Annotated in this window: 24 protein-coding genes; 15 read left to right on the forward strand and 9 right to left on the reverse strand. The window is 57.9% G+C overall.

Annotated features, from left to right (window positions below; all coding sequences use genetic code 11):
• Positions 1-94: 94 nt before the first annotated feature.
• The 3 genes from AC07SI_RS25270 (at position 95) to AC07SI_RS25280 (ending at position 3,336) form a co-directional block, all read left to right on the forward strand.
• A complete protein-coding gene (locus AC07SI_RS25270) occupies positions 95-589 on the forward strand; it encodes a hypothetical protein (protein ID WP_495006713.1) in 495 nt (164 codons plus the stop codon).
• A 324-nt stretch (positions 590-913) separates the two neighbouring features.
• Positions 914-1,246 carry a DUF6124 family protein gene (locus AC07SI_RS25275; RefSeq protein WP_495006714.1) on the forward strand — a complete coding sequence of 111 codons (333 nt, stop codon included), beginning with the start codon at positions 914-916 and terminating at the stop codon, positions 1,244-1,246.
• A gap of 806 nt (positions 1,247-2,052) precedes the next feature.
• Positions 2,053-3,336 (forward strand): hypothetical protein, encoded by a 1,284-nt coding sequence (locus tag AC07SI_RS25280; protein WP_495006715.1) that lies wholly within the window; start codon positions 2,053-2,055, stop codon positions 3,334-3,336.
• A gap of 217 nt (positions 3,337-3,553) precedes the next feature.
• On the opposite strand, the gene AC07SI_RS25285 is transcribed toward AC07SI_RS25280, so the two are convergent.
• A complete protein-coding gene (locus tag AC07SI_RS25285; protein WP_495006716.1) occupies positions 3,554-4,432 on the reverse strand; it encodes a hypothetical protein in 879 nt (292 codons plus the stop codon).
• A 284-nt stretch (positions 4,433-4,716) separates the two neighbouring features.
• Complete coding sequence (locus AC07SI_RS25290) at positions 4,717-5,817, reverse strand: DUF4238 domain-containing protein (protein WP_495006717.1); 1,101 nt, start codon at positions 5,815-5,817, stop codon at positions 4,717-4,719.
• 496 nt (positions 5,818-6,313) lie between these two features.
• Here AC07SI_RS25290 and AC07SI_RS25295 point away from each other — a divergent pair, with 496 nt between their 5' ends.
• The 3 genes from AC07SI_RS25295 to AC07SI_RS25305 all read left to right on the forward strand — a co-directional run bounded on the left by AC07SI_RS25295 (position 6,314) and on the right by AC07SI_RS25305 (position 9,034).
• On the forward strand, positions 6,314-7,786 hold the full coding sequence (locus tag AC07SI_RS25295) for a hypothetical protein (RefSeq protein WP_495006718.1): 1,473 nt from the start codon (positions 6,314-6,316) through the stop codon (positions 7,784-7,786).
• A gap of 207 nt (positions 7,787-7,993) precedes the next feature.
• Complete coding sequence (locus AC07SI_RS25300; RefSeq protein ID WP_495006719.1) at positions 7,994-8,494, forward strand: septation protein IspZ; 501 nt, start codon at positions 7,994-7,996, stop codon at positions 8,492-8,494.
• 171 nt (positions 8,495-8,665) lie between these two features.
• The gene (locus AC07SI_RS25305) at positions 8,666-9,034 is read left to right on the forward strand and encodes a hypothetical protein (protein WP_495006720.1); all 369 of its coding nucleotides are present in this window, start codon (positions 8,666-8,668) and stop codon (positions 9,032-9,034) included.
• Positions 9,035-9,082: 48 nt separating this feature from the next.
• Here the strand turns inward: AC07SI_RS25305 and msrA are convergent, their stop codons facing one another.
• From msrA to AC07SI_RS25320, 3 genes are all read right to left on the reverse strand, one after another.
• Positions 9,083-9,589: a peptide-methionine (S)-S-oxide reductase MsrA gene (gene msrA / locus AC07SI_RS25310; RefSeq protein ID WP_065904383.1), complete on the reverse strand. Its 507-nt coding sequence runs from the start codon at positions 9,587-9,589 to the stop codon at positions 9,083-9,085.
• Between the two features lie 116 nt (positions 9,590-9,705).
• Positions 9,706-10,137 carry a hypothetical protein gene (locus AC07SI_RS25315; protein WP_495006721.1) on the reverse strand — a complete coding sequence of 144 codons (432 nt, stop codon included), beginning with the start codon at positions 10,135-10,137 and terminating at the stop codon, positions 9,706-9,708.
• Complete coding sequence (locus AC07SI_RS25320) at positions 10,130-10,432, reverse strand: DUF7660 family protein (RefSeq protein WP_495006722.1); 303 nt, start codon at positions 10,430-10,432, stop codon at positions 10,130-10,132. The genes AC07SI_RS25315 and AC07SI_RS25320 overlap by 8 nt, the downstream gene beginning before the upstream one ends.
• Before the next feature lie 160 nt (positions 10,433-10,592).
• On the opposite strand from AC07SI_RS25320, the gene AC07SI_RS25325 reads away from it, so the two are divergent.
• Positions 10,593-11,642 (forward strand): alpha/beta hydrolase family protein, encoded by a 1,050-nt coding sequence (locus AC07SI_RS25325; protein WP_120449246.1) that lies wholly within the window; start codon positions 10,593-10,595, stop codon positions 11,640-11,642.
• Between the two features lie 278 nt (positions 11,643-11,920).
• Positions 11,921-12,082 carry a DUF2986 domain-containing protein gene (locus AC07SI_RS25330; RefSeq protein ID WP_065904377.1) on the forward strand — a complete coding sequence of 54 codons (162 nt, stop codon included), beginning with the start codon at positions 11,921-11,923 and terminating at the stop codon, positions 12,080-12,082.
• 1 nt (position 12,083) lies between these two features.
• Here AC07SI_RS25330 and AC07SI_RS25335 read toward each other — a convergent pair whose 3' ends face one another.
• Positions 12,084-13,295: a YeeE/YedE family protein gene (locus AC07SI_RS25335; RefSeq protein ID WP_120449247.1), complete on the reverse strand. Its 1,212-nt coding sequence runs from the start codon at positions 13,293-13,295 to the stop codon at positions 12,084-12,086.
• A gap of 965 nt (positions 13,296-14,260) precedes the next feature.
• Here AC07SI_RS25335 and AC07SI_RS25340 point away from each other — a divergent pair.
• From AC07SI_RS25340 to AC07SI_RS25350, 3 genes are read left to right on the forward strand one after another with little or no spacing between them, the layout of a single operon-like run.
• A complete protein-coding gene (locus AC07SI_RS25340) occupies positions 14,261-14,713 on the forward strand; it encodes a MarR family winged helix-turn-helix transcriptional regulator (protein ID WP_262134021.1) in 453 nt (150 codons plus the stop codon).
• Between the two features lie 28 nt (positions 14,714-14,741).
• Positions 14,742-15,308 carry an isochorismatase family protein gene (locus AC07SI_RS25345; protein WP_495006723.1) on the forward strand — a complete coding sequence of 189 codons (567 nt, stop codon included), beginning with the start codon at positions 14,742-14,744 and terminating at the stop codon, positions 15,306-15,308.
• 4 nt (positions 15,309-15,312) lie between these two features.
• Positions 15,313-16,581 (forward strand): MFS transporter, encoded by a 1,269-nt coding sequence (locus tag AC07SI_RS25350; protein WP_106803119.1) that lies wholly within the window; start codon positions 15,313-15,315, stop codon positions 16,579-16,581.
• Here the strand turns inward: AC07SI_RS25350 and AC07SI_RS25355 are convergent.
• Positions 16,532-17,329 (reverse strand): DNA/RNA non-specific endonuclease, encoded by a 798-nt coding sequence (locus AC07SI_RS25355; protein ID WP_495006724.1) that lies wholly within the window; start codon positions 17,327-17,329, stop codon positions 16,532-16,534. The genes AC07SI_RS25350 and AC07SI_RS25355 overlap by 50 nt on opposite strands.
• A 93-nt stretch (positions 17,330-17,422) precedes the next feature.
• Positions 17,423-18,640, reverse strand: coding sequence for an MFS transporter (locus AC07SI_RS25360; protein ID WP_495006725.1), 1,218 nt, complete (start codon positions 18,638-18,640; stop codon positions 17,423-17,425).
• A 121-nt stretch (positions 18,641-18,761) separates the two neighbouring features.
• Here AC07SI_RS25360 and AC07SI_RS25365 point away from each other — a divergent pair, with 121 nt between their 5' ends.
• Positions 18,762-19,466: a TetR/AcrR family transcriptional regulator gene (locus tag AC07SI_RS25365; protein WP_495006726.1), complete on the forward strand. Its 705-nt coding sequence runs from the start codon at positions 18,762-18,764 to the stop codon at positions 19,464-19,466.
• On the opposite strand, the gene AC07SI_RS25370 is transcribed toward AC07SI_RS25365, so the two are convergent.
• Positions 19,369-20,292 (reverse strand): LysR family transcriptional regulator, encoded by a 924-nt coding sequence (locus AC07SI_RS25370; protein ID WP_065904366.1) that lies wholly within the window; start codon positions 20,290-20,292, stop codon positions 19,369-19,371. The genes AC07SI_RS25365 and AC07SI_RS25370 overlap by 98 nt on opposite strands.
• A gap of 168 nt (positions 20,293-20,460) precedes the next feature.
• Here AC07SI_RS25370 and AC07SI_RS25375 point away from each other — a divergent pair, with 168 nt between their 5' ends.
• From AC07SI_RS25375 to AC07SI_RS25385, 3 genes are all read left to right on the forward strand, one after another.
• Positions 20,461-20,982, forward strand: coding sequence for a sigma-70 family RNA polymerase sigma factor (locus AC07SI_RS25375; RefSeq protein ID WP_120449255.1), 522 nt, complete (start codon positions 20,461-20,463; stop codon positions 20,980-20,982).
• A complete protein-coding gene (locus AC07SI_RS25380; RefSeq protein ID WP_495006727.1) occupies positions 20,979-21,929 on the forward strand; it encodes a FecR family protein in 951 nt (316 codons plus the stop codon). The genes AC07SI_RS25375 and AC07SI_RS25380 overlap by 4 nt, the downstream gene beginning before the upstream one ends.
• Before the next feature lie 75 nt (positions 21,930-22,004).
• A complete protein-coding gene (locus tag AC07SI_RS25385) occupies positions 22,005-24,416 on the forward strand; it encodes a TonB-dependent siderophore receptor (RefSeq protein ID WP_495006728.1) in 2,412 nt (803 codons plus the stop codon).
• Positions 24,417-24,640 lie beyond the last annotated feature (224 nt).

Here is a 24,640-nt window from a genome sequence, read left to right on the forward strand (position 1 = left end):
ACAGACAATAAAAATCTCACGCCCCCAGCACCCCACTTTGCGTAAACTGCGCCCCCTACTCGATCAGGACAACACCACCCAGGAGGGGTAACGCTTGAAACTGCCCAACACCGACACACCCATCACCCGACTCACGCTCAAAGACCAACTGACGGTTGACCCCTACAAGGCCTTGGCACTGCTGGAAACACTCCTGCTGTTTTTTGCCGTGATGGCCCTGGTGCTGTTCGTCGCACACCGCGTCGGCATCACCGACACCTTCAAGAGCGCCCTCCTCTACAGCGGCACCTTCGGCGCATCCATCGGCATGGCGTTCAATATGTACCGCGAGGCCGCCCTGTCGGAGTGGACCTTCGCCGCCCCCGTCAGCCCCATCGCGCTGCAAAACGCCATGTCCAGCTTGAAATATTCCGAGCGACAGCCAGGTGTATACGGCCCCAAAAAACCCATGTTCACGCTGTTGCATCGCTGCGATTCGGAAAGAATCACAGTGACGACCCTGAACGGTAAAACGCACTTCACCGGCCCCGCCAACAAACTCAAAGCACTCTCGGCGATGCCCCTCACTGATACACCCGACGCACAGTGAGGACATGTCCTACAGCAAGCTTCAGCGGCTTGCCCCATTGCCTACAGTTACGTCAGAATCCGCCGGCTTGTGCGCTTGAGTGGGCGTCTCTAAGGTGGTTCGGTCGCTGAAAATTCAGTAACCGGGTTTAGTAGCCCGTGTGACAACATAAAGTGCATGAGCCTCATCAATCAGATGTTCTTGTCTGTGCTTGATGGTGGCTGTACGCAGGGCGCCCTCGGGCGCGCCGGCTTTGTGTGTTTCCCCGGTCTACTAACCTGCGTACAGCCGCCACCCTCTCGTTTAGTAGCGAAAAGGTGTTGGCCCTAATCAGGTACAACACACATGTTCAAAGTCACGCCCAACCCTCCGAACGAGCCGAACCTGAAATTTAACCAGGCTGCGCACCGTGCAATCGATCACTACCTCAATCCAAAAACTGCCCCTCCCGTGGCCCCCCTCGGCCTATTCACCGTCGCCGCCAACGCCAGCAACGAAACCCTGATCACCAACAGCTACGAAACCTTCTCCTCGGTAACCGCGTTGCTGCTCGACCTGTCAGAGGACTTGACCGGCAAACAGCGGGACGTGGTCCTGGCGATTCACCAGTTGAGTGAGTTGGGGGTGTTGTTGATGGACAGGCTGATGGAGCGGGAGTCGGCTGTGGCAGGCGGGTAAGCGTTCAGTTTTAGTACCCCAAAAAAATCGCCGAGTCGTCGTGATTGCTACATGACGAATCGGCGATTGTGCGACTGAGCGGCTTTGTGGAAGGCATGAACAGACAAGCCATGTATTGGCCGAGCAGCCAGTCATGCCCGACGGCTTTCGATCCCTCACCCCCCGTGAATGATCAGGGCGCACCACCCGCCATTCTCAGTAACTGAGAAAACTGGTAGATCGCGAGGTGGATGTCATCCCTCGTATCACCATCCCACGCCTCGACCGTTTCCAACTCGGCCCTGAGGGATTCGATGCGCCTCTCGATCTCCGCAATTTCCGCCGGCCCGCATTGTGAGGCGATCGCTGCCCATTTTTCATGTGGGATCTGCTGTTGGATGGAAAGGGCTGATCGGGCTTGCGTGAGTAGTGTTGGGAGTCTGCTCATTGAGTTCTGCGGGCTTCAGGATAAAGGGTAAACCAATTCTTGCCATATTAACGTTCGAGTTTGACCAGTTACTGCCCTTCACAACAGGCAGCAATCGGCCATCAGCGGACATAGCTCCAAGGCTCACACGACAGGCCTACGTTAGCATCAGATCTCTTACCTGCTCATGGAGTAGATCACGTCGGCGTTCGGCCTGGGCAGCATGGTCCGAGTTCGCTATCTCCGACAGTAACGGTACAAGTAGTAATCCTTGACGGGGACATGGCGCTGGACTTCGAGGTTAGGGTTGAGGCGGAAAATTGAATAGCTAAATGATGAGGACTGACACACCGATATCAAAGTGATACTATGAAGCTAATGAAAATTGGAATATTTGGTCATGGAAAACCTGAAAGTTGAGTACCTCGCGATAATCAATTCAAAAGAGGGATTTTGTAATACCACGCCGTCTTTTAATAATTTGATTCAATCCTATGGCAGCGTAGATATAAAGAATAAGTACATTATTTTTGACGGCTTGAGATTTGATTATGACGTACAGCGAGGGGAAATACAGAATAACAGCCATCTTTTTTATCATGTCCGGCTGGGCTGCCCTAGTGATAGAGATGTCTCTACCTTCCTGTCTCTGCTGAAGTCGATTCGTACGATTTTGGCCAAGGTTTCCGAAAAGCCGGTTGAAGTGTTGTGGGATGATGTAAGCAGCAGTTTGTCGTATGCAGCTTATCCGGTGATTCATGAAATTGAGAATATGATGCGTAAGCTTATCACCAAGTTTATGCTAACAAAAATTGGTTTGGGCTGGACCAAAGAGGCGGTGCCGAAAGAGGTTTCCGAGTCGATTCGAACAAAGAAGAGTTCGGCCGGGAATAATTATCTATTCGAGACTGACTTTATACAGCTTTCTGACTTTCTGTTCAGGCCGTATTCGACAGCTAATTCTTCGAAGCTCTTAGACAAGCTCCGCTCGGCGCTTACAACCAATGATGTCAATATAGAAGAGCTCAAGGAGTTGGTACCCACCTCAAACTGGGAAAGATATTTTCAGCCCATTGTGAATTGCAAGAGCGAGTACCTGCAGACTCGATGGGCAAGGCTTTATGATCTGCGCTGTTTGGTGGCTCATAATAATTTCATCGGTCATGAAGATTTTGAAAACATCCTAAAAATCTCGGGGGAAGTTAAAGAGAAACTGGCCGAAGCGCTGAGTAAACTCGATAGCATCCATATGTCTGCCGAGCAGAAAGAGGAAGTTGCAGAAAATATAGCCACTACGGTAAACAGTACTCATGCCGAACTGATTGGTATTTGGATTTCAATACAGCAGTTACTCATTGAAATAGCGATGAACGCGCTGGACCATGTGCAAGCACGCGACCTCATCAAGAATAAGACCTCTACTCGGATGATAATCGACAAACTTTTAAATCATTCTGTTATCCCGGTGGAACTTGCTCAAGAGTTGATAAAGCTCCAGCTGTCCCGAGATATCATTGTGCACAACGTTGATGCTGAGCTAAGTGATTCAGTGTTGCTAACTGCTGACTCTGTTAAGCATGAATTGATTGATTTCTTGGAAACATTGGACGATATTCCCAACTCCACTAGCTTGGAGGAAATTAACCCGGAGACTCTCGAGCCTTCCGCGGCTCCGTCGCAGTGAATTGATAGAAAACGAGTGGCAACGGCCGGTAAGGGCCGCCTTGAATCGAAGGCAGAGGGTGGCGAGAGGCTACTCTCAGCAAAAAGCAGTCACTGAAATGGGCGATTTTGGGCACGCATGCCGATGGGGCGGCCATAATGACAAGCGCATCATAAAGGTAGTTTATCGAACAATAGGCGAGATCGTCTGAACCCATTCAATTAACCAATGATGCAGATCAAAATTTGCCACCCTCTATTAATATCTTATTCATAACACCTAAGCATCGCCTAACTTTTAGCTGGATATCCACAAAGCCGACATCTTTGTCATTAAGATACTGATCTAGCTCGGTCAACTTTCGCTCAAGCTCCGCCAGGTTCTCCATGCCAGCTTTCACGATGTCGGCAGCCCTATGCTTATTTTTTACATGAAGTACGCCATTGGGTGGAAAATCAAAACCCAATATCTGCAAATTAATCCCATTAATGAGGATCATGGCAGACAAAACTATAATCTGACGAAGGTGAACTGAGTTATCACCAACACCAATCTTACTCCTAAAAATAGAAGCCATTCTCGGGATGATATAATCGACAAATCCAAAGACCTCAGAGTTGTCATTATAATGCGTTTCCATGCCATCAAAGTAAGGGTAAGAGTCTGTATACGCATCCATCAGCAGTGTCATAAATACGAGGCACTCGTCATCTAAAAACAACTGATGCTCATGAAATAATGATACCAACTCTAGATATTCATCTCGCGGAACAGAGCTATACAACCGCTCTTGCGGATCGTAATCTTCAGTCCACTTGTCATTCACCTCAACTGTCTTTCTAATGATTGCTGCAAACGCATTCCGCTGGTGATCAAAAAACAGAGACGTTCTAATCTGACTAACTTGATTGTAATGCTTTGCTCTCTCAAGTTGCACATTAAGTTCCGACCTGTGCTTTTCTAGCTCTTGGGAGTACTCATGCTTGTGCTGCTCTAACTTCCGAGAGTACTCATGGCCAATTGATTGTTTCAAACGTTCTGAGATCCAGCTTTTGGAGAGCCATACCAATACTGCGCCACTAGCCCCGCCTGATAACAAACTCAAAAGATATTCCATCATTATCTCCCTTTTAAACCCATCCTAGTTTTATCACCGATAGCGATCCGCACCTACGCGCTCCAGGTAGAACCGAAAACACAAGCCTATCAAAATTCGGGTGTCCGGTAGCCAGACCGTGCATGCTTTCTGCCCTACTTCTAATCCCTCAGGTAATACTATATTGGATTGCCCCTAATTGGCATATCGATCTGACTGGCTGTTTCTTGTTGATTGTAGTCCTTCATGATCGAAAGAAAACCGCTAATTTCTATTGATACCGACCGGCAGCTATGGGTCGGAAGTCATCGCTCGGGAATGACCGTTTTGTCAGGAAAGTGCCATTGCCGCACTTCGGGTATGTACGCCTTTCCGTCCCAAGTACTACGGTCAATCAAAAGGTCACTTTTCGCGAGCTCTGGGCAAGGACAGAATATTAATTGGGGCACGAGCTGAAGCTGCTCATCGTATTGATGAAAGATTTCTTTTTTTTCTCCTTCGTGATTAACGGAGAAAGTCCTATGTTTCCCTTTAGCATTAAATTGCGTGCGTTGCGACTTCTCCCATAAGGCACGAAGTGCGTAACTATCATCTAATGAGCTTAAATAGATTGCCGATGCGGAATTATGAATCTGAAGCAGGTTTAGATTATCAACATCAGCTTTAAGCCGGATGTCGATTTGCGATAACTTATTGACCTCGGGCTTGTAGACATTTGTGTCGTAAAGAAAAATCGCCGCCCGAGGACTTATTGGGAAGTAGATCTGAAGACCGGGGTTACGCATACCAAGCACCCCTCTATTTTTTATATTTTTCTGAAAATAGTTAAAATATACCACTGGGGCATCGCCAAATATGAATCGTCGATTGGTTCTGTTCTTGAGTACTGCCATCCCTAGGTCGGATAAAAAATGCGCATTTTTTATGGCTTCAATCATCTGAATTTTTTGAATCTCAGCCATATTTGGTACAGCTCTGAAATTATCTTTAAGTCGCGCTCGATCCTCTGCAGTAAGTTCTTCAGTAGTGTTAATCGCGATTTCTAACATCATGTCAGCCCACTCCTGACCTGTCGACTCTTGGTCAAGCCTGACTGCTAATGTTCTAGACCTTTGGAAAACGACCCCCTGTATTACAAGGATTACTTCTTCGAGTGAAAGCTGATCGAAAGACTTATAGTCCTTTAATTTTCTTAATGGCGGTAAAAATAAATTTTCCAACTCGTTAATTCTTTCCTCCATATCCTTGTCGCCGTAAAAATAACTTTTCGAAGCCTGGTCCCTGATAGACGCTGTCGGGATAATTTTTCCATCTACTAAACTAATCAGAGGAACAAACTTTTTGTTATCAGAAAAAAATCTAAAATAATATTGCGGTACAAAATGCTGATTTTTCTTATCCGCCATCGCCATTCCCTAACCCATTAGTTAGACAAGTATGCCTTGGGCATCTGTGATATTCACCATCATACACTTGTCCTCCACTGGTCTGCGAGAAGATTAGCGTTTGCAATTCCACAGCGCTACGACGTCCCATCACGATGCTAGTTCTCAAGTGAGTTGGCCATCGCTGCTGCCGCGGCCGTTTATGAATAGCTGAGATAAAAGGCAATGTATGACTTCCCGCTTCTGGCCGATTGCGGCCCTTGCGACCGCCGACTTTAAGTCTTTAGCAGCCGTTTGATTTCCGCCAAAAGTGGACAGACAAGGTAGCTCTGCAGTGTACAAGCTATTATTATGAGCGGTGCGTAACGGAACATAGCTCATGGGACGTAGACTTCTGTATGGCTATCTGCTATTTTTTTGATGAATAGCTTTTAAAACGTCGACTGCAACTTTCGCTTTACCGCATGCTCAACTGACAGTGCCGCTTTATTTTATATATTTAGGCTTGGAGCAATTTATGAGCAATACAATTTTTGATTTTCTGGCGCACAGCTTGCTGACGGACCCGACGCTAATTTCCACCAACTATGATGGAGAGTCTGATCAGAGTTTAGAATATGAGCTGGAGAGCTATAGAAAGCATTGTATTGCTGAGCTAGGTCGCTTAACTCTTGAAATAAACCAAACTGCAGGAAGTTTGAGCTGCGTAGGCAGCGCAGACATGAGCAGCCTTAACAGTTTGAAGAGAGCGGCACTATATGTCGAGCAGATGATTTTGCCAGACCCGATATTCCCCTTTACAGCACCTAAAAGCCCTATGTCTTCGACCATGTCAGGCTATTTGGGCATGGGCTCAAGCGCGGAAAAATTAGACAGATTCGCGTTAGCGGGAGCGGTAAAAGACGTATTAAGGAAAAGGGACATGGTTGTCGGAGGATACCTCAAGTTTTACCCTATAAGCTTGCACGCCGAAGCACCCGTTAAAATACCAATCTACTATAGTGCGAATGGGTATACCGATCTTATACCAACACCTATTTTGCAAATATTTAGGGAAAAAAGTGAGATTTTTACAGCGAAGGCGACACCAGACGGTTTGATAGTTACTGATCGGTTAGAGCCTTGTAGGACAATATTTATAAGATTTAAAGGGACACGCGCTGGGGCCGGCTATATCTACAATCTCATGTCTCAAGAAACGGTGTCGTTTGACGATGAGACGCGAATTGCTCAATTTAGATTGAACACTCCTTCGTTTCCACCTAGCCAAGCCCATTTCGACAAATGGGTAACGGAGTCGATGACTAGAAGCGCAGCTAATTATTTTAGAGGGCTTACAACTGACATTTCCTTAGCTCATAGTTTAAGTTCTGTCTACGCTTGCTCCTCTAATTTCGATAGTCAACTTCTACGCAGCTCAATGGTGGAGGTTGATAAAGGAATTCCGGAAAATGCGATAGAATGTGTTTTGAAAATGAAGTTGCCTTACATGGATAAAATAAGCTCTCGTGATCTTATGAATCTTCGTAACAATGACGGGGAAGCGTTTCAGAGTTTCAGGACGGATTTAGAGGCAAGATTTAGAGAGCTTCGATATGAAAGCGACTCCGAAATAATCAAAAGAAAGATTGTCGATATAGAACATGAAATGTCTGAAGTACAAGTCAGGGCTATATCAAACAAAATAAAATCTGTTAGAAGGGCTGCATTGGCCGATCTCGGACTTGCCTTTAGCGGGCTCGCGGCTGCGGTGGTCACTTCCGGGATGAGTCTGCTCGGAACACTAACTGCGGCTTTACACGGTACGAAAACGTATGCTGATTATAGAAAGAACGTCAAGGAGAATCCTTGCTACTTTCTCTTTGAAGCAAAACGTTTAAAGAAAACGAAAATACCTGAAGATCGTCAAAAGAAAATTCGGTCATCGGGGGGGCGAGCCAAAATCACTAGGCTTAACGCAACAGGGGGAGTTCTGCGTGACCGAGAATAATGAATCGCCTCCGATTTTGTCTGCGGTAGGTGACCGCTTTTGGCCGAAAGCAGCCAGTCACAAGCAATCAAGATCTCCCCAACCGGCCACAGTAGTAGAAAGCCAGCAAAGCACGATTCCTTTCAGCCTAAACCCAATCGACAACACCAAACAGACACCCAAAACATTAGAATGCCGCCCTCCCCAACCACAAGGACGTAGGCAGCAATGATAAAACAACGCTTCTCCCTAGCCCTCAGCCTCCTATGGCGCACCTACCTGGCGTATTTCATCTACTCCGTAGTATTCAGCCTGGCGCTGGGGTTCACTATCGGTGCTGAATTGCTTGCCAGCCAGGATTTTCTGCGGTTCGGGCCGCCGTTCACGCTTGGTTTGTTTGCGCTGTTGATCGCCGTCCTGGAACTCGGAGGTCGCGTCAATGTGCTGCACGCCGTGTTCGGTGCGCGGTTGAAGCGTACACAGGCTCACTGGCGGACCTATGTGCTTCAGTTGTCATTGCTACTGATTGCCCTGGCACTCTTGAATGCCTTGTTTGCCCTCTTCGCTCCGTTTGAGGTTTGGGTGTACTACAAAGTCTATGGCGCGCCGTTGCTGTTTGCCGTTGGCATCTTTGTGCTGGGTTGGGCCCAAACGCCCTCCACCGCTGAAACGATCGCGGTACACGCAGAAGAGTCATCACCAACAAGTGCTGCACCTAAGTGGCCATAAGTTGAGGGGTTTTGGGCTTCAGGGTCTGACCCGAATCCCTTCGCCTATTTTTGATACCTGCGCCTGGCCCGTTCTCCGCTACGCTTTTCCACATTCACTTCCTCGGTGAGCGGGATAGTTGGTAGTGGAAACGAAAGAAACTTGATGTGATGCCTCAATCGAGAACGGTCTATGGACATTACGATTTGTCGCAAGCGTGGCTTTTTTGATAGCGCCCATGGGCGACGTGTCCCCCTGCTGGTGCTCTTTAACGGCGCGGTTGTCGGCCGTGTTGCAACTGGCGAAGTCTTAGCGCTGACACTGGCGGATGTGGTCGGCACGTTGCAAGTCGGCCTCCTTGACGACAGGAAGCCGTCTCGCAGTGGGGACGTGCCTGAGGGCGTTTTCTCCGTCAGTCATGGCATCAGTATTTCCCCGAGCCCACAGGTTCAGGCTTTTTCGGTAAAGACCCGCAGTTGGGTGCTCTTTGATGTTTTCGATTGGGTGTATTTTCGGCCACTGGGGCGGTGGGTGTTCGCGGTCCAGAAAGAAGCCACCTAGCGGGCCCTGAATCAGGCTCCGCTCGGGCTTCTCTGCCGCAACTCCCTGTCAGCCTCGCTTCGGCAGCTTCCAATTCGGTCGAATGAAGTGGCAGGTGTAGCCGTTGGGAATCCGCTCCAGGTAATCCTGATGCTCGGGCTCCGCCTCCCAAAACGGGCCTGCTGGCTCGATCTCTGTCACCACCCTTCCCGGCCACAGCTTCGACGCGTCTACATCCGCCGCCGTATCTTCCGCAATATCGCGCTGCTGTTCGCTCAGGTAATAAATCGCCGACCGATAGCTCGGGCCGAGGTCATTGCCCTGCCGGTTAGGCGTGCTCGGGTCGTGGATCTGGAAAAAGAATTCCAGGATCTGCCGGTAACTGATTACCGCCGGGTCAAACACGATTTCAATCGCTTCGGCATGGTTGCCGTGGTTGCGGTAGGTGGCGTTCGGCACGTCGCCGCCGGTGTAGCCGACGCGTGTCTGCAGCACGCCGGGGTAGCGTCGCAACAGGTCTTGCATGCCCCAGAAGCAGCCGCCGGCAAGGATGGCGGTTTCGGTTGGGTTGGTCATGGTCTGTCCTTCCGCTCAATGGATACAAGGATAGTTATGGGGCTGGGTTGGCCAATAGCAAGTTGAACGGCGGATTGCCCGAATCAGCCCGCGCGCCTGGCACTGACAGACAACCACTAATCCCGAAGCTTGCGCATTATCTGCAAGACCAACGGTTTCACATATTTCTCACCGGGGTCCGTTTCGGGCGGGTCGTCGCTGCGCCGCCACTCGCCCTGATCGAACGCCTGATACAGCGAAAACGCAGGCTGCGGCAGGTCACGGGACATGCCCACGTCAACGATGGCGCCGATGAGCCCGTTGAGCACGCCGTCGCAGAACGCATAGGTCAAAGTGCCCTGGAGATAGCGCTCGGCAACGCTGATGGACAGGCCGTTCAGCAGCGCTTGCGGTGTCACGCCGAATTTCTCGCATGGGTCGGCCAGGTCATCCAGGGTCAAGCCGCTGGCTTCGGCTTGTGCCAAGAGCCTGTTGAGTTCGGTCTCCGGTAATACGCCGCGTGTGAGCAGATTCACCGCGGCGGCGGCGGGTGTGCGGGGCTCACTCATAAAACTTGCCGGCGAATACAATCGACGCGCAGCGTTGCCACACATTGGGTGCCGTTGCTTGCGTTTGGGCAAGCCCGGCGCTGGCTTCTGCCCATGCGGTTGCCGCCTCGAAGAACGCATCGACAGAGCAGTTTTCCCAACCTAGCGCACCGGGCCCATAGGGTGATGAAGGCGAGGTCTTTTCGATCTCGCGCTCGTGGGCGAAATCGGTACCGAGCGCCTCGATAAAACGGATGAACGACGGTTCATCGCTGACGTGCGTCAACAACTCATGAAGGTCCACAGGGCTAGGCATAGGGTTCCAGGCTAGGTGTAACGAGTCGACGCATGCTGCCGCACGGTATCGTCAACGGTCAACGTCGGCGGTGTTGGCCGCTTTTTTGTGGCCAGCCGGGGATGCATTGCGGCAGGTTTCAGGTAATGATGCGCCACCCGAATCAAGGACGATAACAACAATGAAAACTGCACTGCGCGCCCTGTTCCTGCTGTGCCTGGCCACTCCCGCCGTGGCCGCCGAAAGCCCTGTGGGCTTGCGGACTGCCACCCTGGCGGATGCGAAAAACACTCGCCCACTCGAGCTGGTCGTCTGGTACCCCGCCAGCACCTCGGCCACACCTGAGCTGATCGCCGACAACGCGGTGTTCGTCGGCGCGCTCGCCGTCCCCGACGCGCCGCCCGCTGCCGGTGAGCATCCGCTGGTGGTGCTGTCCCACGGGTACGGCGGCAACTGGCTCAACCAGGTATGGCTGGCGAGTGCGTTGGCGCATCGGGGCTTCATCGTGGCGGCGGTCAACCACCCTGGCACCACCAGCAAGGACCGCAGCCCGCAGGCCGCCGCGCAGTTGTGGCAACGCCCGGCCGACCTGAGCCGCGCCATCGATGCGGTGCTGGCTCAACCGACGCAGTTTGGCGCGGTGGCAAAGACGCGGATTGCCGCTGTGGGCCATTCCCTCGGCGGCTGGACCGTGCTGGAAATCGCCGGCGCACGCTTCGACCCCGACCTGTTCAGCCGCGACTGCAGCGCACACCCCAAGCTCGGTGGTTGCATTGGCTACCAGCAGATGAACCCCGCCGGTACGCCTGCCGGCAAAGCCCAACTGGCGGCGGACTTGAGCGACACTCGCGTCAGCGCCATTGTGTCCTTGGACCTGGGCCTGTCACGCGGCCTGACCGACGCCAGCCTGGCCGCGCTGCCGGTGCCGGCGCTGGTGATCGCGGGGGGCGTGCCGTCAGAGGATATGGATCCCAATCTGGAATCCGCCGACATGGTCAAGCGCCTGCCAAAAGCATCCACGCAGTACGTGGAAATCGGCGACGCCACGCACTTTAGCTTCATGACGATCTGCAAGCCGGGCGGCATGGCGTTGATTGAAGAGGATTCCCCGGGGGATGGCATGATCTGCCGCGACGGCGAGGGCGCACGGCCTCGGGCGCAGATTCAGCAGCAGGTGGTGGCGTTGATCAGTGAGTTTTTGGGACGTACAGCGCCGCAAAAAAGCCTCTGAAAAAATAATTGCATCAAATGCGCTGCATGTTTGATCCGAGCCTTTGCTGATAGCTGCCAAATGGCAGGTCGGCGATGAGGCAGGCCAAGCGTTTGGTGCGGGTGTGGAGGCTTATCGTGTCTTCCCTGTGGCGTTCAATAGTCGGGGATTCAGGGCCCGATTATTGGCGAAAGACACGGTGACTCAATGCACAGATCGGCGCTAAAAAGCGACCCAGGCAGCGGCTGGCGATTTTTAAACTGGTATCATCGCGGCCTGTATCCACCAGGTAAAAACCGATGAATCGCCAGAAAAAACTCCAGCAGCTGTTCAAGGCCAAGGCCAAGAAGGCCAGCGCCAAATTGGCGCCGAAAAGCAAGGACCGCTATATCAGCAAGGCGGATCGGGAAAAGCTGGCGGCCGAAGCGGCCCAAGAGCCCAGCCTTTCCCCCGAGGCGTGACTCAGCAACCGCTCAACGCCACCTGCGGCCGCTCGCCGGCAAAGAAAAACGGCCGCAGGCGCACGCCCACGCTATTGCCGATAAACGCCGCTACAAGCCACACCCAGCCATGCAGGCTGCCCGAGGCGATGCCGCTGAAGTACGCGCCGATGTTGCAGCCGTAGGCCAGGCGCGAGCCGTAGCCGAGCAGCAGGCCGCCGATCACTGCCGCGACCAGCGAGCGCGCCGGGATTTTCAGGCTGGGGGCAAAACGCCCGGCCAGGCCGGCAGCCAGCAGCGCACCGAGGACAATGCCGATGTCCATGACGCTGGTGATGTCTTCCCACACCGGCGCGGCCAGCGCCTTGGCGTTGCCCGGCATCTGCCAGAACGCCCAGCTGGCCACATCCACGCCCAATCCGCTTGCCACCTTGGCGCCCCACAAGGCGAACGCCGAGGTAATCCCCCACGGCCGCCCGGCCAGTGCCAGGGTCGCGTAGTTGAGCAGCGCCAGGCCAATCGCGCCCCACACCAATGGCCACGGCCCGCGCAGGAAACGGCGCAGGCCCTGGTGCTCGCTGGTCACGCCGGCTTCGAGTTGGCCATGACGGCGTTTTTCCAAGCGCACGGTGACAGCTGCAATCAGGCCGAACACGGCCAGGCTGAGGATCAAGGCCGGCACCACGCCGAAGCTCTTGACGATGGACACGGCCGGGAACGCCGGCAGTGCAAACCACCAGTCGACATGGTGCGTGGCGATCAACGAGCCACAAATGAAGAAGAACAGCGTCACCAGCATGCGCGCATTCCCGCCGCCCACGGTGAACAGCGTGCCGGACGCACACCCGCCGCCCAACTGCATGCCGATCCCGAAAATAAACGCACCGAACACCACGGAAACGCCCGCCGGTGCTACCAGCCCGACCACCGGCTGCCCGAACAACGTGCCCGCCCCCAGCGCCGGGAAGAACAGCAGCACCGCCACCGCAAGCATCACCATTTGCGCACGCAGGCCAGCGCCGCGCCGATCATTGATGAACACCCGCCAGGCCGAGGTGAAACCAAAGGCGGCGTGGTAGAGGGTCAGGCCCAGCGCCGCGCCGACCACCAGCAACAACACCTGGCGCGAGCCCACGCTGTTTTGCAGGAACAGGGCGCCAAGCACCAGGATGATAAAAGCCACCAACGGCGCAACAGGCGTGCGCGCGGGGGCGAGAGGGAGAGAACTGCTCATGGGGTATCTCGGTGTGAAGGAGTTGAATGCGAGGGGGACGAGTATAAACCCAGGGCACGCGGGGGGCGCGTTGTGCCTGACAGACTTTTTTGTGAGGAGCGATCGTCTTCTGTGGTGAGCGGGCTTGTTGTGGGGAGTGATCATCTTTGGTGGTAAGCAGGCTTGTTGTGATGAGTGCTCATCTTTTGTGGTAAGTGGTCATTCCTTGTGGTGAGTGATCACCCTTTGTGGCGAGCGGGCTTGCCCCGGTACAAACCGGGGACATCGTTTACATTTCTAACCGGGGACATGGTTTACAGGCTAATACGCATGATCAGGAGGTAACTGATCATGCCCTGGAACCAAGAGTCCCCAGCCGACCTTCTGTGGCAAGCGGTCATCCTTTGTGGTGAGCGGGCTTGCCCCGCGTTGGGTTGCGCAGCAGCCCCAATCCAGCAGAATGCGGTGTGTCAGGAACTACTGAGTGGATGGCTGTGGGGCCGCTACGCAGCCCAACGCGGGGCAAGCCCGCTCACCACAGGAAGCTTGCTCGCCACAACGAATCCATTCGCCACAAAGACACTGCTAACCGGTCCACGCCCCACAAGAAAAAATTTAACTGGGGGGCGTACGCACAGGACACATTGGATTATCAAGGTGGCCGTGTTGTGCCTGCCCGACTTTCAGTCCCCAGCCGACTTTTTGTGACGAACGATCATCCCTTGTGGTGAGCGGGCTTGCCCCGCGTTGGGTTGCGCAGCAGCCCCAATCCAGCAGAATGCGGTGTATCAGGAACTACTCAGGGAATGGCTTTGGGGCCGCTACGCAGCCCAACGCGGGGCAAGCCCGCTCACCACAGGAAGCTTGCGCGCCACAACAAATCCATTCCCTACAGAGAAACTGCTCGCCCTCCCCCACCCCCACATGAAAAAAAATTAATACAGCTAAACTGTACAGTTTTCCTGTGCCCATGCTACGGTTTCAGCATGACTAAACCACCCTCCACCCCTTCATCGCATTCCGCCGCCACCCTGGCCGCCGAGCTGCGTATCTCCCTGGGCAAGCTGATCCGCCGCCTGCGCGAGCAAACCCATCCTGATGATTTCACCACCGCGCAAAAGTCCGTGCTGCTGCGCCTGGATCGCGATGGACCGAGCACTGTTTCTGCCCTCGCCCGCGCCGAAAGCGTCAAGCCGCAGTCGATGCGCATCACCGTGGCCGGGCTGGAAGTGATGCAGGCCGTGAGCGGCAAGCCGGACCCAAGCGACGGCCGGCAGACGCTGATCAGTCTCACGCCGAGCTTTCGCAAACACCTGAGCGAAAACCGCGCGGCCAAAGACGATTGGCTGCTGCGCGCGCTGCAGGAACAACTGTCGCCCCAGGAACAAGACGAACTCGCCGCTGCGGTGAAACTGCTGGAGCGCCTCGCCGACTTTTGACTCTCCCCTACCCGCTTGAGGAAATAGCATGGCTGTCACCTCGCTGGATGCAACAACCGCACTGATCATCGTGGACCTGCAACACGGCATCATCGGCTATCCCTTCATGCACCCGATCGGCGAGGTGGTGCAGCGCTCGCGCGCACTGCTCGATGCCTTCCGCGCGCACGATTTGCCGGTGGTGCTGGTCAACGTCACAGGCTTTGCGCCGGGACGCACCGAGCGACCACGGCGCAGCGAAGCCTTGGCGCCCGACTGGGCCGAGCTGATCCCCGAACTCAACCCACAACCCACTGACCTGCGAGTGACCAAACGCAGCTGGGGCGCATTCGCCAACACCGACCTCGAGGCCCGGCTCAAGGCCCTCGGCGTCACGCAGGTGGTGGTCACCGGCGTGGCCACCGGCACCGGGGTCGAAGCCACCGCGCGCCAGGCCTATGAGTTGGGTTTCAACGTGACGCTCGCCATCGATGCAATGACCGATGCCAACCCCGAGGCCCACGCCTACAGCCTCCAGCACGTGTTCCCGCGCCTGGGCGAGTCGGGCACCACGCAGGCCATCATTGATCTGCTCGACACCCGGGGGAACGAATAACGCCATGAGTTTCCTCGGCACCTTCCGCTCCCTGCGCAGCCCCAACTACCGCATCTGGGCTGCCGGTGCGCTGGTCTCCAACATCGGCACCTGGATGCAGCGCACCGCCCAGGACTGGCTGGTGCTCACCCAGCTCACCCCGCACAACGCCGCCGCTGTCGGCATCGTCATGTCGCTGCAATTCGGCCCGCAATTGTTGTTGCTGCCATGGACCGGGTTCGCCGCCGACCACTACGACCAGCGCAAGCTGCTGATCGTCACCCAGGCGGTGATGGGCCTGCTGGCGCTGACGCTGGGGGTGTTCACCATCACCGGGTTTGTCGAGCTGTGGCACGTGTACGTGTTTGCGTTCCTGTCCGGCTGCGCCTCGGCGTTCGACGCGCCAGTGCGGCAGATTTTCGTCGCGGAGCTGGTGGGCGAGAAGGATTTGTCTAACGCCATCGCGCTCAATTCCACCTCATTCAATATGGCACGCATGATCGGCCCGGCGGTGGCCGGCCTGACCATCGCATCGGTGGGCACCGGCTGGGCGTTTCTGCTCAATGGCAGCAGTTTTTTTGCGGTGCTGGCCTCGCTGTTCTTCCTGCGGGTGTCGGGGCAGCACGCCAAGGTGCGAGCCTTGCGCACCAAAGGCAGCCTCACCGAAGGCCTGCGCTATGTGTGGGCGCGGCCGGACTTGAAGGCGATCCTGCTGATGCTGTTTCTGATCGGCACCTTCGGCATGAATTTCCCGATTTTCATCTCGACCATGGCCGTGACCGCGTTTCATACCGATGCACGCGGCTACGGCCTGCTGACCTCGACCCTGGCCATCGGCACCATCGCCGGCGCACTGCTGGCCGCCGGCCGCGAACGGCCGCAGTTCAAGTCCCTGCTCAATGGCGCCGCGATCTTCGGCGTGGGCTGCACCCTGGCGGCCCTGGCGCCGAACTACTGGTTATTCGCGGTCGCGCTGGTGATCATCGGTGTCGGCGCGATGACCTTCAGCAACACCACCAACAGCCTGATGCAACTCACCACCGAACCGGCGATGCGCGGCCGCGTGATCGCCCTGCGCGTCGGCGTGGCCCTGGGCGGCACGCCCATCGGCGCGCCCATCGTCGGCTGGGTCGCCGACCACCTGGGGCCGCGCTGGGCGCTGGTGGTCGGCGCGGTGTCAGGCATCCTGGCGGTGGGGGTGGCGGTCTACACGATCAAGCGCCAGCTGGATCGGCCTGCCTCGATTACGTCCGCCCCACCGAGCCCGACACCGGGAGATTCCCCAACAACTTGAGCCCGGTGCTCTTCACGAACGTGTCGTAGTCCATCGGCTTTTGGATGCGGGTTTCGGTGTTGGGCAGTACGTAGGCCCAGGCACGCTGGCTGGAAGCGTCATACACCAGCTTGAACAGGCGCGTCGGCACCCACACCCGGTTGTCGCCGATGGTGCCGTAGCCTGGATCGAACAGCGGACCGGTGAACACATACACATCGCCGCCGGCGCGCTTGGCGAATTTGCGCACGTCGGCTTCGACCTTGCTCCAGATCTTGCGGTTGTTGGTCGGGTCCTGCGGGACCATGTTCGACAGCGCGAAGGATTGCGCCATGGCATGCGCGTTCGGCGCGTCGGCGGCCGGCGCCTGGTGGCCACGGTCGACGGCCGGGTGCTGGCTGCGGTAGTCGCTCAACTCCGCACGGCCACCTTTGGGAATACGCGGATCGGGGTAGAACTGGTTGGTGCGTTCCTCGCCCTTGGCCTCCTGCAATTGCGCGGCGTTGAGGCGCTCGACCACCACCAGCGGGGTCTTGCTGGTTTGCGAGTACAGCACTGCAAAGGTGTCCGAGCACAGCGCCAGCGGTTTCATCGCCGCCGGGACAGTCGCCGTGTTGATCGGATTTTTCGCCGGGAAAAGTTCAGCGCATCCGTCGAACGAGGCGCGTTGTTCCGAAGGGGTGTAGGGGTTTGCGGGGGTGCGGGCATCAACGGTGGTGGAGAACAAAAACAGGGCAGACAGCCCGACTGCAATATTGCGTAGGTGCATGGGTAAATCTTCGAAAGGGAATAAAGCGGCAGGCTCCGGCGCGCGGAGCCAAGTGGATGATATTTCGAGGATTATGGACTAGCTAAATTCAGATTAGTGCCCGACCGCCGCAGGTTTACCCGCTCCCCGCGCCCCCGGTTTGAAGGCATGGGCACGGGCCGCCCAAGTCAGCACCAGCGCCACCCCGATCAACCCCAGCATCGCCCACGGAAACGCCGCCACGCCCCAGCTCTCCAGCAACACACCCCCGACCACGCCGCTGCCGGCAATCGCGCTGTTCCAGGCCACGACGTTGAGTGACAGCGCCACATCCGCGCCATCTCCCGCCGCATCGGCCAGGGCGGTCTGCAGCAAGGTCGCGGCGCCGCCGAAGCTCAGGCCCCAGACTGCCACGCCGAGGTAGATCACCGCCGGCAGATTGCCCAACAGGCCGAACACCACGCTCACGCCGGCAAACAGCAGCAGGCTCGCCAGCACCGTGTTGCGCAGCAGCGGCTCGACCAGCCGGGCGGTGATCCAGATGCCGGCCAACGCGGCGATGCCGAACACCAGCAACACCAGGTCCACGCGCTCGGCCAGGCCGGCCGGCGCCACGAACGGGGCGATGTAGGTGTAGAGGATGTTGTGGGCGAGCATCCAACTGATCACCACCGCCAGCACCGGCCGCACGCCCGGTGTGGTCAGCACTTTGCCCAGCGACACGCGTTGATGCGCGGGCTGGGGCGCGAAGTCCGGGACTTTCACCAGCACCCAGGCAATCAGCACCAGGCTCACGCCGGACATCAGGCCGAACGTGGTGCGCCAGCCCACCAGTCCGCCGAGCCAGGTGCCCAGCGGCACACCCAGCGACAGCGCAATCGGCGTGCCGACCATCGCCAGCGCGAGTGCCTTGCCTTGTTGGTGCGGCGCGACCATGCGCCGGGCGTAACCGGCCAGCAGGCTCCAGGCCAGCCCCGCTGCGACACCGGCGAAGAAGCGCGCCACCAGCGTCACGCCATAGTGCGACGACCACGCGGTGATGGAGTTGAACAGCAGGAAGCCGACGATGGTCAGCAGCAACACATTGCGCCGGCGCCAGCCACGGGTGGCGATGGTCATGGGGATCACCGCCAGCACCGAGCCCAGCGCGTAGGCGGTGACCATTTGCCCGGCCATCGACGGCGAAATCGCCAGGCCGTCGCTGATCAGCGGCAACAGGCCGGCAGGCAGGGTTTCGGTGACGATGCAGATGAAGCCGGTCATGGCCAGCGCGAGCAAGGCGCCGATGGGCAAGCGTTCGGACGAGGCCGATAGGGTCAGTGAGGGCGTCACGGGATACTCCTTGGGCAAGACTTAGATACTGATCGATATAAATGTTGCGGGCAGTCGCTGCGCGTTGTCAACGACTTATGTATCGACTAGTATTTATCTCATTCCCCACCGGAGACCCGACATGGCACAAATGGGCCGCCCCCGCACTTTCGACCGTGAACAGGCTGTGGAACAGGCGTTGCACCTGTTCTGGCAGCACGGCTACGACGCCACGTCTTTGGCCCAGCTCAAGGCGGGCTTGGGTGGCGGTATCTCCGCGCCGAGTTTCTATGCGGCGTTTGGCTCCAAGGAAGCGCTATTCGATGAGTGCGTGCAGCGCTACCTGGCGACCTACGCCCAAGTCACCGAATGCCTGTGGGACGAAACCCTGTTGCCGCGCAAGGCGGTGGAGACCGCGCTGCGCCAGTCGGTGCGCATGCAGTGTGAAGACGGGCACCCCAAGGGCTGCATGGTCGCGTTGGGCGTGATGAGCGCGCCGAGCCCGGAGAATGCACGCGTGGCCGATGCATTGACCCAGTCGCGGCTGCGCACCCGGGCGGGGATCGTCGCATGTGTGGAGCGGGCGATGCGGTTGGGCCAGTTGCCGCAGCACACTCAGCCGGCGGTGATGGCGAGCGTGTTTGACAGTTTTCTGCAGGGGGTGTCGATCTTGGCCCGGGACAATGTGCCCTATGCGACCCTCGATGCGGCGATCAGCCAGCTCATGCTGGGCTGGGATGTCGCCGCCTCTATCGCGCCGCCCTTTCATCCCGGTGCTGCATCAGAAAATCCACAAACGCGCGCACCCGGTGCGGCACATAACGCCCATGGGGATACAGCAGGGTAAACGGCCGCGAACGGCCGCCATACGCCTGCAGCACTTGCACCAGGCTGCCGTCCGCCAATTCCTGCTCGACGATGAACTTGTAGGTCTGGAACAACCCCGCCCCATGCTTGGCCAGGGTCACGCCGCCGAGGACATCGTCGGAACAGCTGTACCCCGCCTCCCCCGCGAACTCGTGCGCCTTGCCGTCCACCTGGAACAACCACGGGATGCGGCGCCCATTGCTCGGCAGTTCGTACTGGATGCATTCGTGGGTAGGCAAATCTTCCAGCGTCTGTGGGGTACCGGCGCGTTGCAGGTAGGACGGCGCGGCCACCACCACCAGTTCGGCATCTTCCAGCAGGCGTGCGATCAACGACGAATCGGGTTGCGCGCGTACGCGCACGGCCAGGTCATAGCCCTCGGCGACGAAGTCGATATTGCGGTTGCTGATGTGGATATCCACCGTGACCTGCGGGTACAGCGCGCGAAACTTCGGCAGCAGCGGCAGCAGGCGATGATGGCCGTAGGTGGTCGGAATGCTGATGCGCAGCAGGCCGGAGGGCACGGACTGCGCGCCCATCACTTCCTGTTGGGCTTCCACCAGTTGGGTCAGGGCTTGGCGGCATTGCTCGAAAAACGTCCGGCCGCTGTCCGTCAGGCGAATGCTGCGGGTGGTGCGCACAAACAGCCGCGAGCCCAGGCGTTCTTCCAGGCGCGAGACGCTGCGGCTCACGGCAGCCGGGGTGACGCCGGCGACCTGCGCGGCGGCGGTGAAACTGCTGGCTTCGGCTGCCAGGCAAAACAGCTCGATACTGCCCAGCTGCAAATCTTCGAAATGACGCTTCATGAGGGAGGCTTCTGACTCAACGGCAGCGAGTAGCGGTTTGATGGATGACACGCCCTGTTTATCAGCAGTGCCAAGATAAATACAGCGTTCGGCACCGGCCACGCTTGCTTTCGCTGATGGCACACCGCTAATCTTGCGAATAATTCTTATCCGCAGACGTATCTTTCCATGTCGGCCAGCAACCTTCCCTTGAATCAGGCGGTCCATGCGCTCTACGCCGAGCACCATGGTTGGCTGTTCGGCTGGCTGCGCAAAAAGCTCGGTTGCCCGCAAAACGCTGCGGATCTTTCCCACGATACGTTTCTGCGCATCCTTGCGTCCCGCGATGCCCTCGGCGCAATGCGCGAACCGCGTGCGTTTCTGACCACCACCGCGCGCCACCTGATCATTGACCGCGCGCGCCGGCGCCAGCTGGAAGACGCCTACCTGCGCGAGCTGGCCCTGACCATCGAGATGATGGAGCAGTGCCAGCAGTCGCCGGAAGAGATCCTCGTCACCCTGGAAGCGCTGGAACAGATCGCCTTTGTGCTCGACGGCCTGGCGCTGAATGCGCGGCAGGCGTTCCTGCTGTACTTCCTCGAAGGCCTGCGCCAAAGCGAGATCGCCAGCCGCCTGGGGATTTCCGAGCGCATGGTGCGCAAGCACCTGATGAATGCGCTGATGCACTGCAACCACGCGCTGGACATATGAGCACCGACCTCGACCAGCAGGCCGCGAACTGGGTGATCCGCCTCAATGAGGGCAATCTCAGCGAGCGCGAGCAGCAGCAGTTCGAGCGCTGGCAAGCGGCCGATCCACGCCACGCGGCGGCTTTCGAGCGCCTGCAAGGGTTTGTCGGGCGCTTGCAGGCGTTGCGCCCGCAACAGGCCCCGGTGCAAGCCGCGCTGGAAGCCGCCCGCGTGCGCCGGCGCAACCCGGCCGGGCGCGTGCTGCTGGGGTTGCTGGTGGCATTGCCGGTGGCCCTGGCGTTGCGCGCGTACCCGCCGAGCTACTGGCTGGCCGACCAGCGCACGGCGCCGGCGCAATGGCAGCAGGTCGCCCTGGAAGATGGCTCGCAACTGACCTTGAGCGGCAACAGCGCCGTGGACCTGACCTTCAACGACCAGCAGCGCCAGGTGCGTTTGCTGCGCGGCGAAATCCTGGTGCAAGTCGCCCACGATGCGACGCGCCCCTTTACGGTGGTGACCGACGACGGCCAGATGCGCGCGCTCGGCACACGTTTTACGGTCAGGCGCGAGGCGCCGGGCACCTTGCTGAGCATGCTTGAATCGACCGTCGCGGCCACCGACGCCAGCCAGCATCAGGCCGTGCACGTCAGCGCCGGCCAACAGGCGCGCATTACCCCGGATGCCGTGAAGGTGCTGGGCAAAATCGACCCGCGCGCCACCGACGACGCCTGGAAACACCATCAATTGGTGGTGCAGGACCGGCCCCTGCCGGTGGTGCTCGACGAACTGGCGCGCCAATACGGCGGCCATGTGCAGTTTGATCGCCAGCAGTTGGCCGACCTGCGCGTGTCTGCCGTATTGCCGCTGGATAACCCGCGCCGTGCGCTGCAGTTGATTGCCGATGGCCTGCCGGTGCGCATCCGCGCGTTCAGCCCGTTGTGGCTGCAGATCGAACGCCACGAAAAATAGTTTCGCGTGCCGGGTTCCGCTTTTCAGGGTTGCCCCGTCAAGGAAGAAAGCACCTCAATAACAGGAATTTCTTCCATGCCGCGCCACTTCAAGCGTTCTCCGTTGCCCCTCGCCCTGGCGATCAACCTGGCCAGCCTTGCTGCGCTGAGCCTGGGCCTCTGCAGCCCGGTGGCGGCACAAGAGGCGGCGCGGTATGCGATCGCTGCCGGCCCCCTCGGCCCGGCGCTCAACCTGTTCGCGCAACAGGCGCATGCGGCGCTGCTGTTCGACAGCCAGACCGTCGCCGGCCTGACGACTGCCGGCCTGCACGGTGACTTCGCAATTGCCCAGGGGTTCGCCCAACTGCTGCGCGGCAGCGGTTTGCAGGCCGTGCAGGGAGCAAACGGCTATGTGCTGGTGCCGATCAACACCAGCGGTTCGCTGGAGCTGGGCCCCACTGCAATCACGGGCCTGACCGAAGAAAGCAGCACCGAACACGTCAAGGGTTACGTGGCCACACGCAACCTCAGTGCCACTAAGACCGACACGCCGATCATCGAAACCCCGCAATCGCTGTCGGTGGTCACCAGCGACGAGATCCGTGATCGCCAATCGGAAACCCTCTCGCAAACCCTCGACCTGACGCCGGGTTTCACCAGCCAGCCGACCAGTTTCAACCGCACCTCGGACCGTTTCCGCATTCGCGGCTTCGACGTCGAATCTGCCACCGGCGGTTCCCTGCGCGACGGGCTGCGCCTGCAGAACAACTCCTACGACGGCGTGCAGGAGCCCTATGGCCTGGAACGCGCCGAGGTGATTCGCGGCGCGGCGTCGGTGCTGTATGGGCAATTGTCGCCGGGCGGCCTGATCAATACCGTGAGCAAGCGTCCCAGCCAGACGCCCTACCACGAGGTCAACCTGCAAGCCGGGCAGAACAACCGCAAGCAACTGTCCGCCGACTTCACCGGCCCGCTAGGCGACAGCGACACCCTGAGTTACCGCCTGACCCTGCTCGACCGCAAGAGCGATACCGCCGCCGACCACATCAACAACGACAAGGTCTACGTCGCCCCGGCCCTGACCTGGCGGCCGGATGACGACACCTCGCTGACCCTGCTGTCGTTCTACCAGAAGACCGAGACCGGCTTCTCCGCGCCGCTGCCCTATCAACTGACCAAGGGCGTCGGCAGCGGCAAATTCCAGATCGGCCGCCACGACTTTATCGGCGAGCCCGACTACGACGAAATGAACGGCGAGATGTCGGCGCTGGGCTATGAGTTCGAACACCGCTTCGATGAGCACACACGCATCAGCAACAAGCTGCGCTACTACCAGTCGGATGTGACGTGGCGCTACCTGCAGGTCAACATCGGCGGCCAGAACATCACCAACGCGCAAAACACCGGCATCCTGCAGCGCCAATACAGCGACCGCCGTGAACGCTCGCGGGGCCTGGCCAGCGACACCAATATCGAGAGCAAGTGGCAGTTTGGAGACTGGCAGCACACGTTCCTGCTGGGCTTTGATGGCTACGACACCAGCTACGACTCGCACAATTTCCGCGGCGCCGCCCAGCCGTTGAACCTGGCCACCTACCAGTATGGGCAGCCGGTGGTGGTGAATCGCAACCCGGCCACCGACCGTGGTTCGCAGATCGACACCTTGCAAAAGGGCATCTACTTCCAGGACCAGATCAAGTTCAATGAACGCTGGATCCTGCTGCTCGGCGGCCGTCATGACTGGGCGGACCAGGACACCGAACTGTTCCGCAATTCGGCCAAGAGCAGCCAGAGCGATGAAGCCACCACCTGGCGCGCGGGGCTGGTGTACAAGGCCGACAATGGCCTGGCGCCCTACATCAGCTACAGCGAATCCTTCTTCCCGGTAGCCGGCACCAACAAGGCCGGCGAAAGCTTTGTGCCCACCGAGGGCAAGCAGTATGAAATCGGTATCCGCTACCAACCCGAAGGCAGCGCGACCCTGCTGAGTGCGGCGGTGTACCAACTGGAGCAGAAAAACGTCCTGAGCCAGGACCGCACCGATATCAACTTTTCGGTACAGGTCGGCGAAGTGCGCTCGCGTGGTTTCGAACTGGAAGCCAAGACCGAGCTCACCCCCGACCTCAGCCTGATTGCCTCCTACGCCTACATCGACGCGCGCATTACCAAAAGCGATATCGCCCGCGAAATCGGCCAACGCAGCGAAGACACGCCCTACCACCAGGCCGCCCTGTGGGCCGACTATCGCCTGGCGGCGCTGGGTATCCCGCAACTGCGCATCGGCGGCGGCGCCCGCTACAAAGGCACCACCCAGGCCTCCGGCGTGCCTTCCTCCATGCCCGCCTATACCCTGTACGACGCCCGCGCCAGCTACGAAATCGACCCGCACTGGGAAGTCGCGCTCAACACCAACAACGTCACCAACAAACGCTACACCTACTGCGAGTTCGCGATTTGCCGGTACGGCGACGAGCGCCAGCTGGTCAGCTCGCTGACGTATCGCTGGTAACGGCGCGCCGCCGAGCAAAATGGGGAAGCGGACTGGTTGTGATGAGCAGGCCTGCTTTGTAGCGAGCAGGTTTGTTTTGTGGCGAGCGGGCTTGCCCCGCGTTGGGCTGCGCAGCAGCCCCAATAAGACCCCTGCGGTCTTTCAGGTAGATCCGGTACTCAGGTTTTAGGGGGGCTTCGCCCCCCAACGCGGGGCAAGCCCGCTCACCACAAAGGAAGTGTGCT

Source organism: Pseudomonas sp. GW821-FHT05D12, from assembly GCF_059419825.1.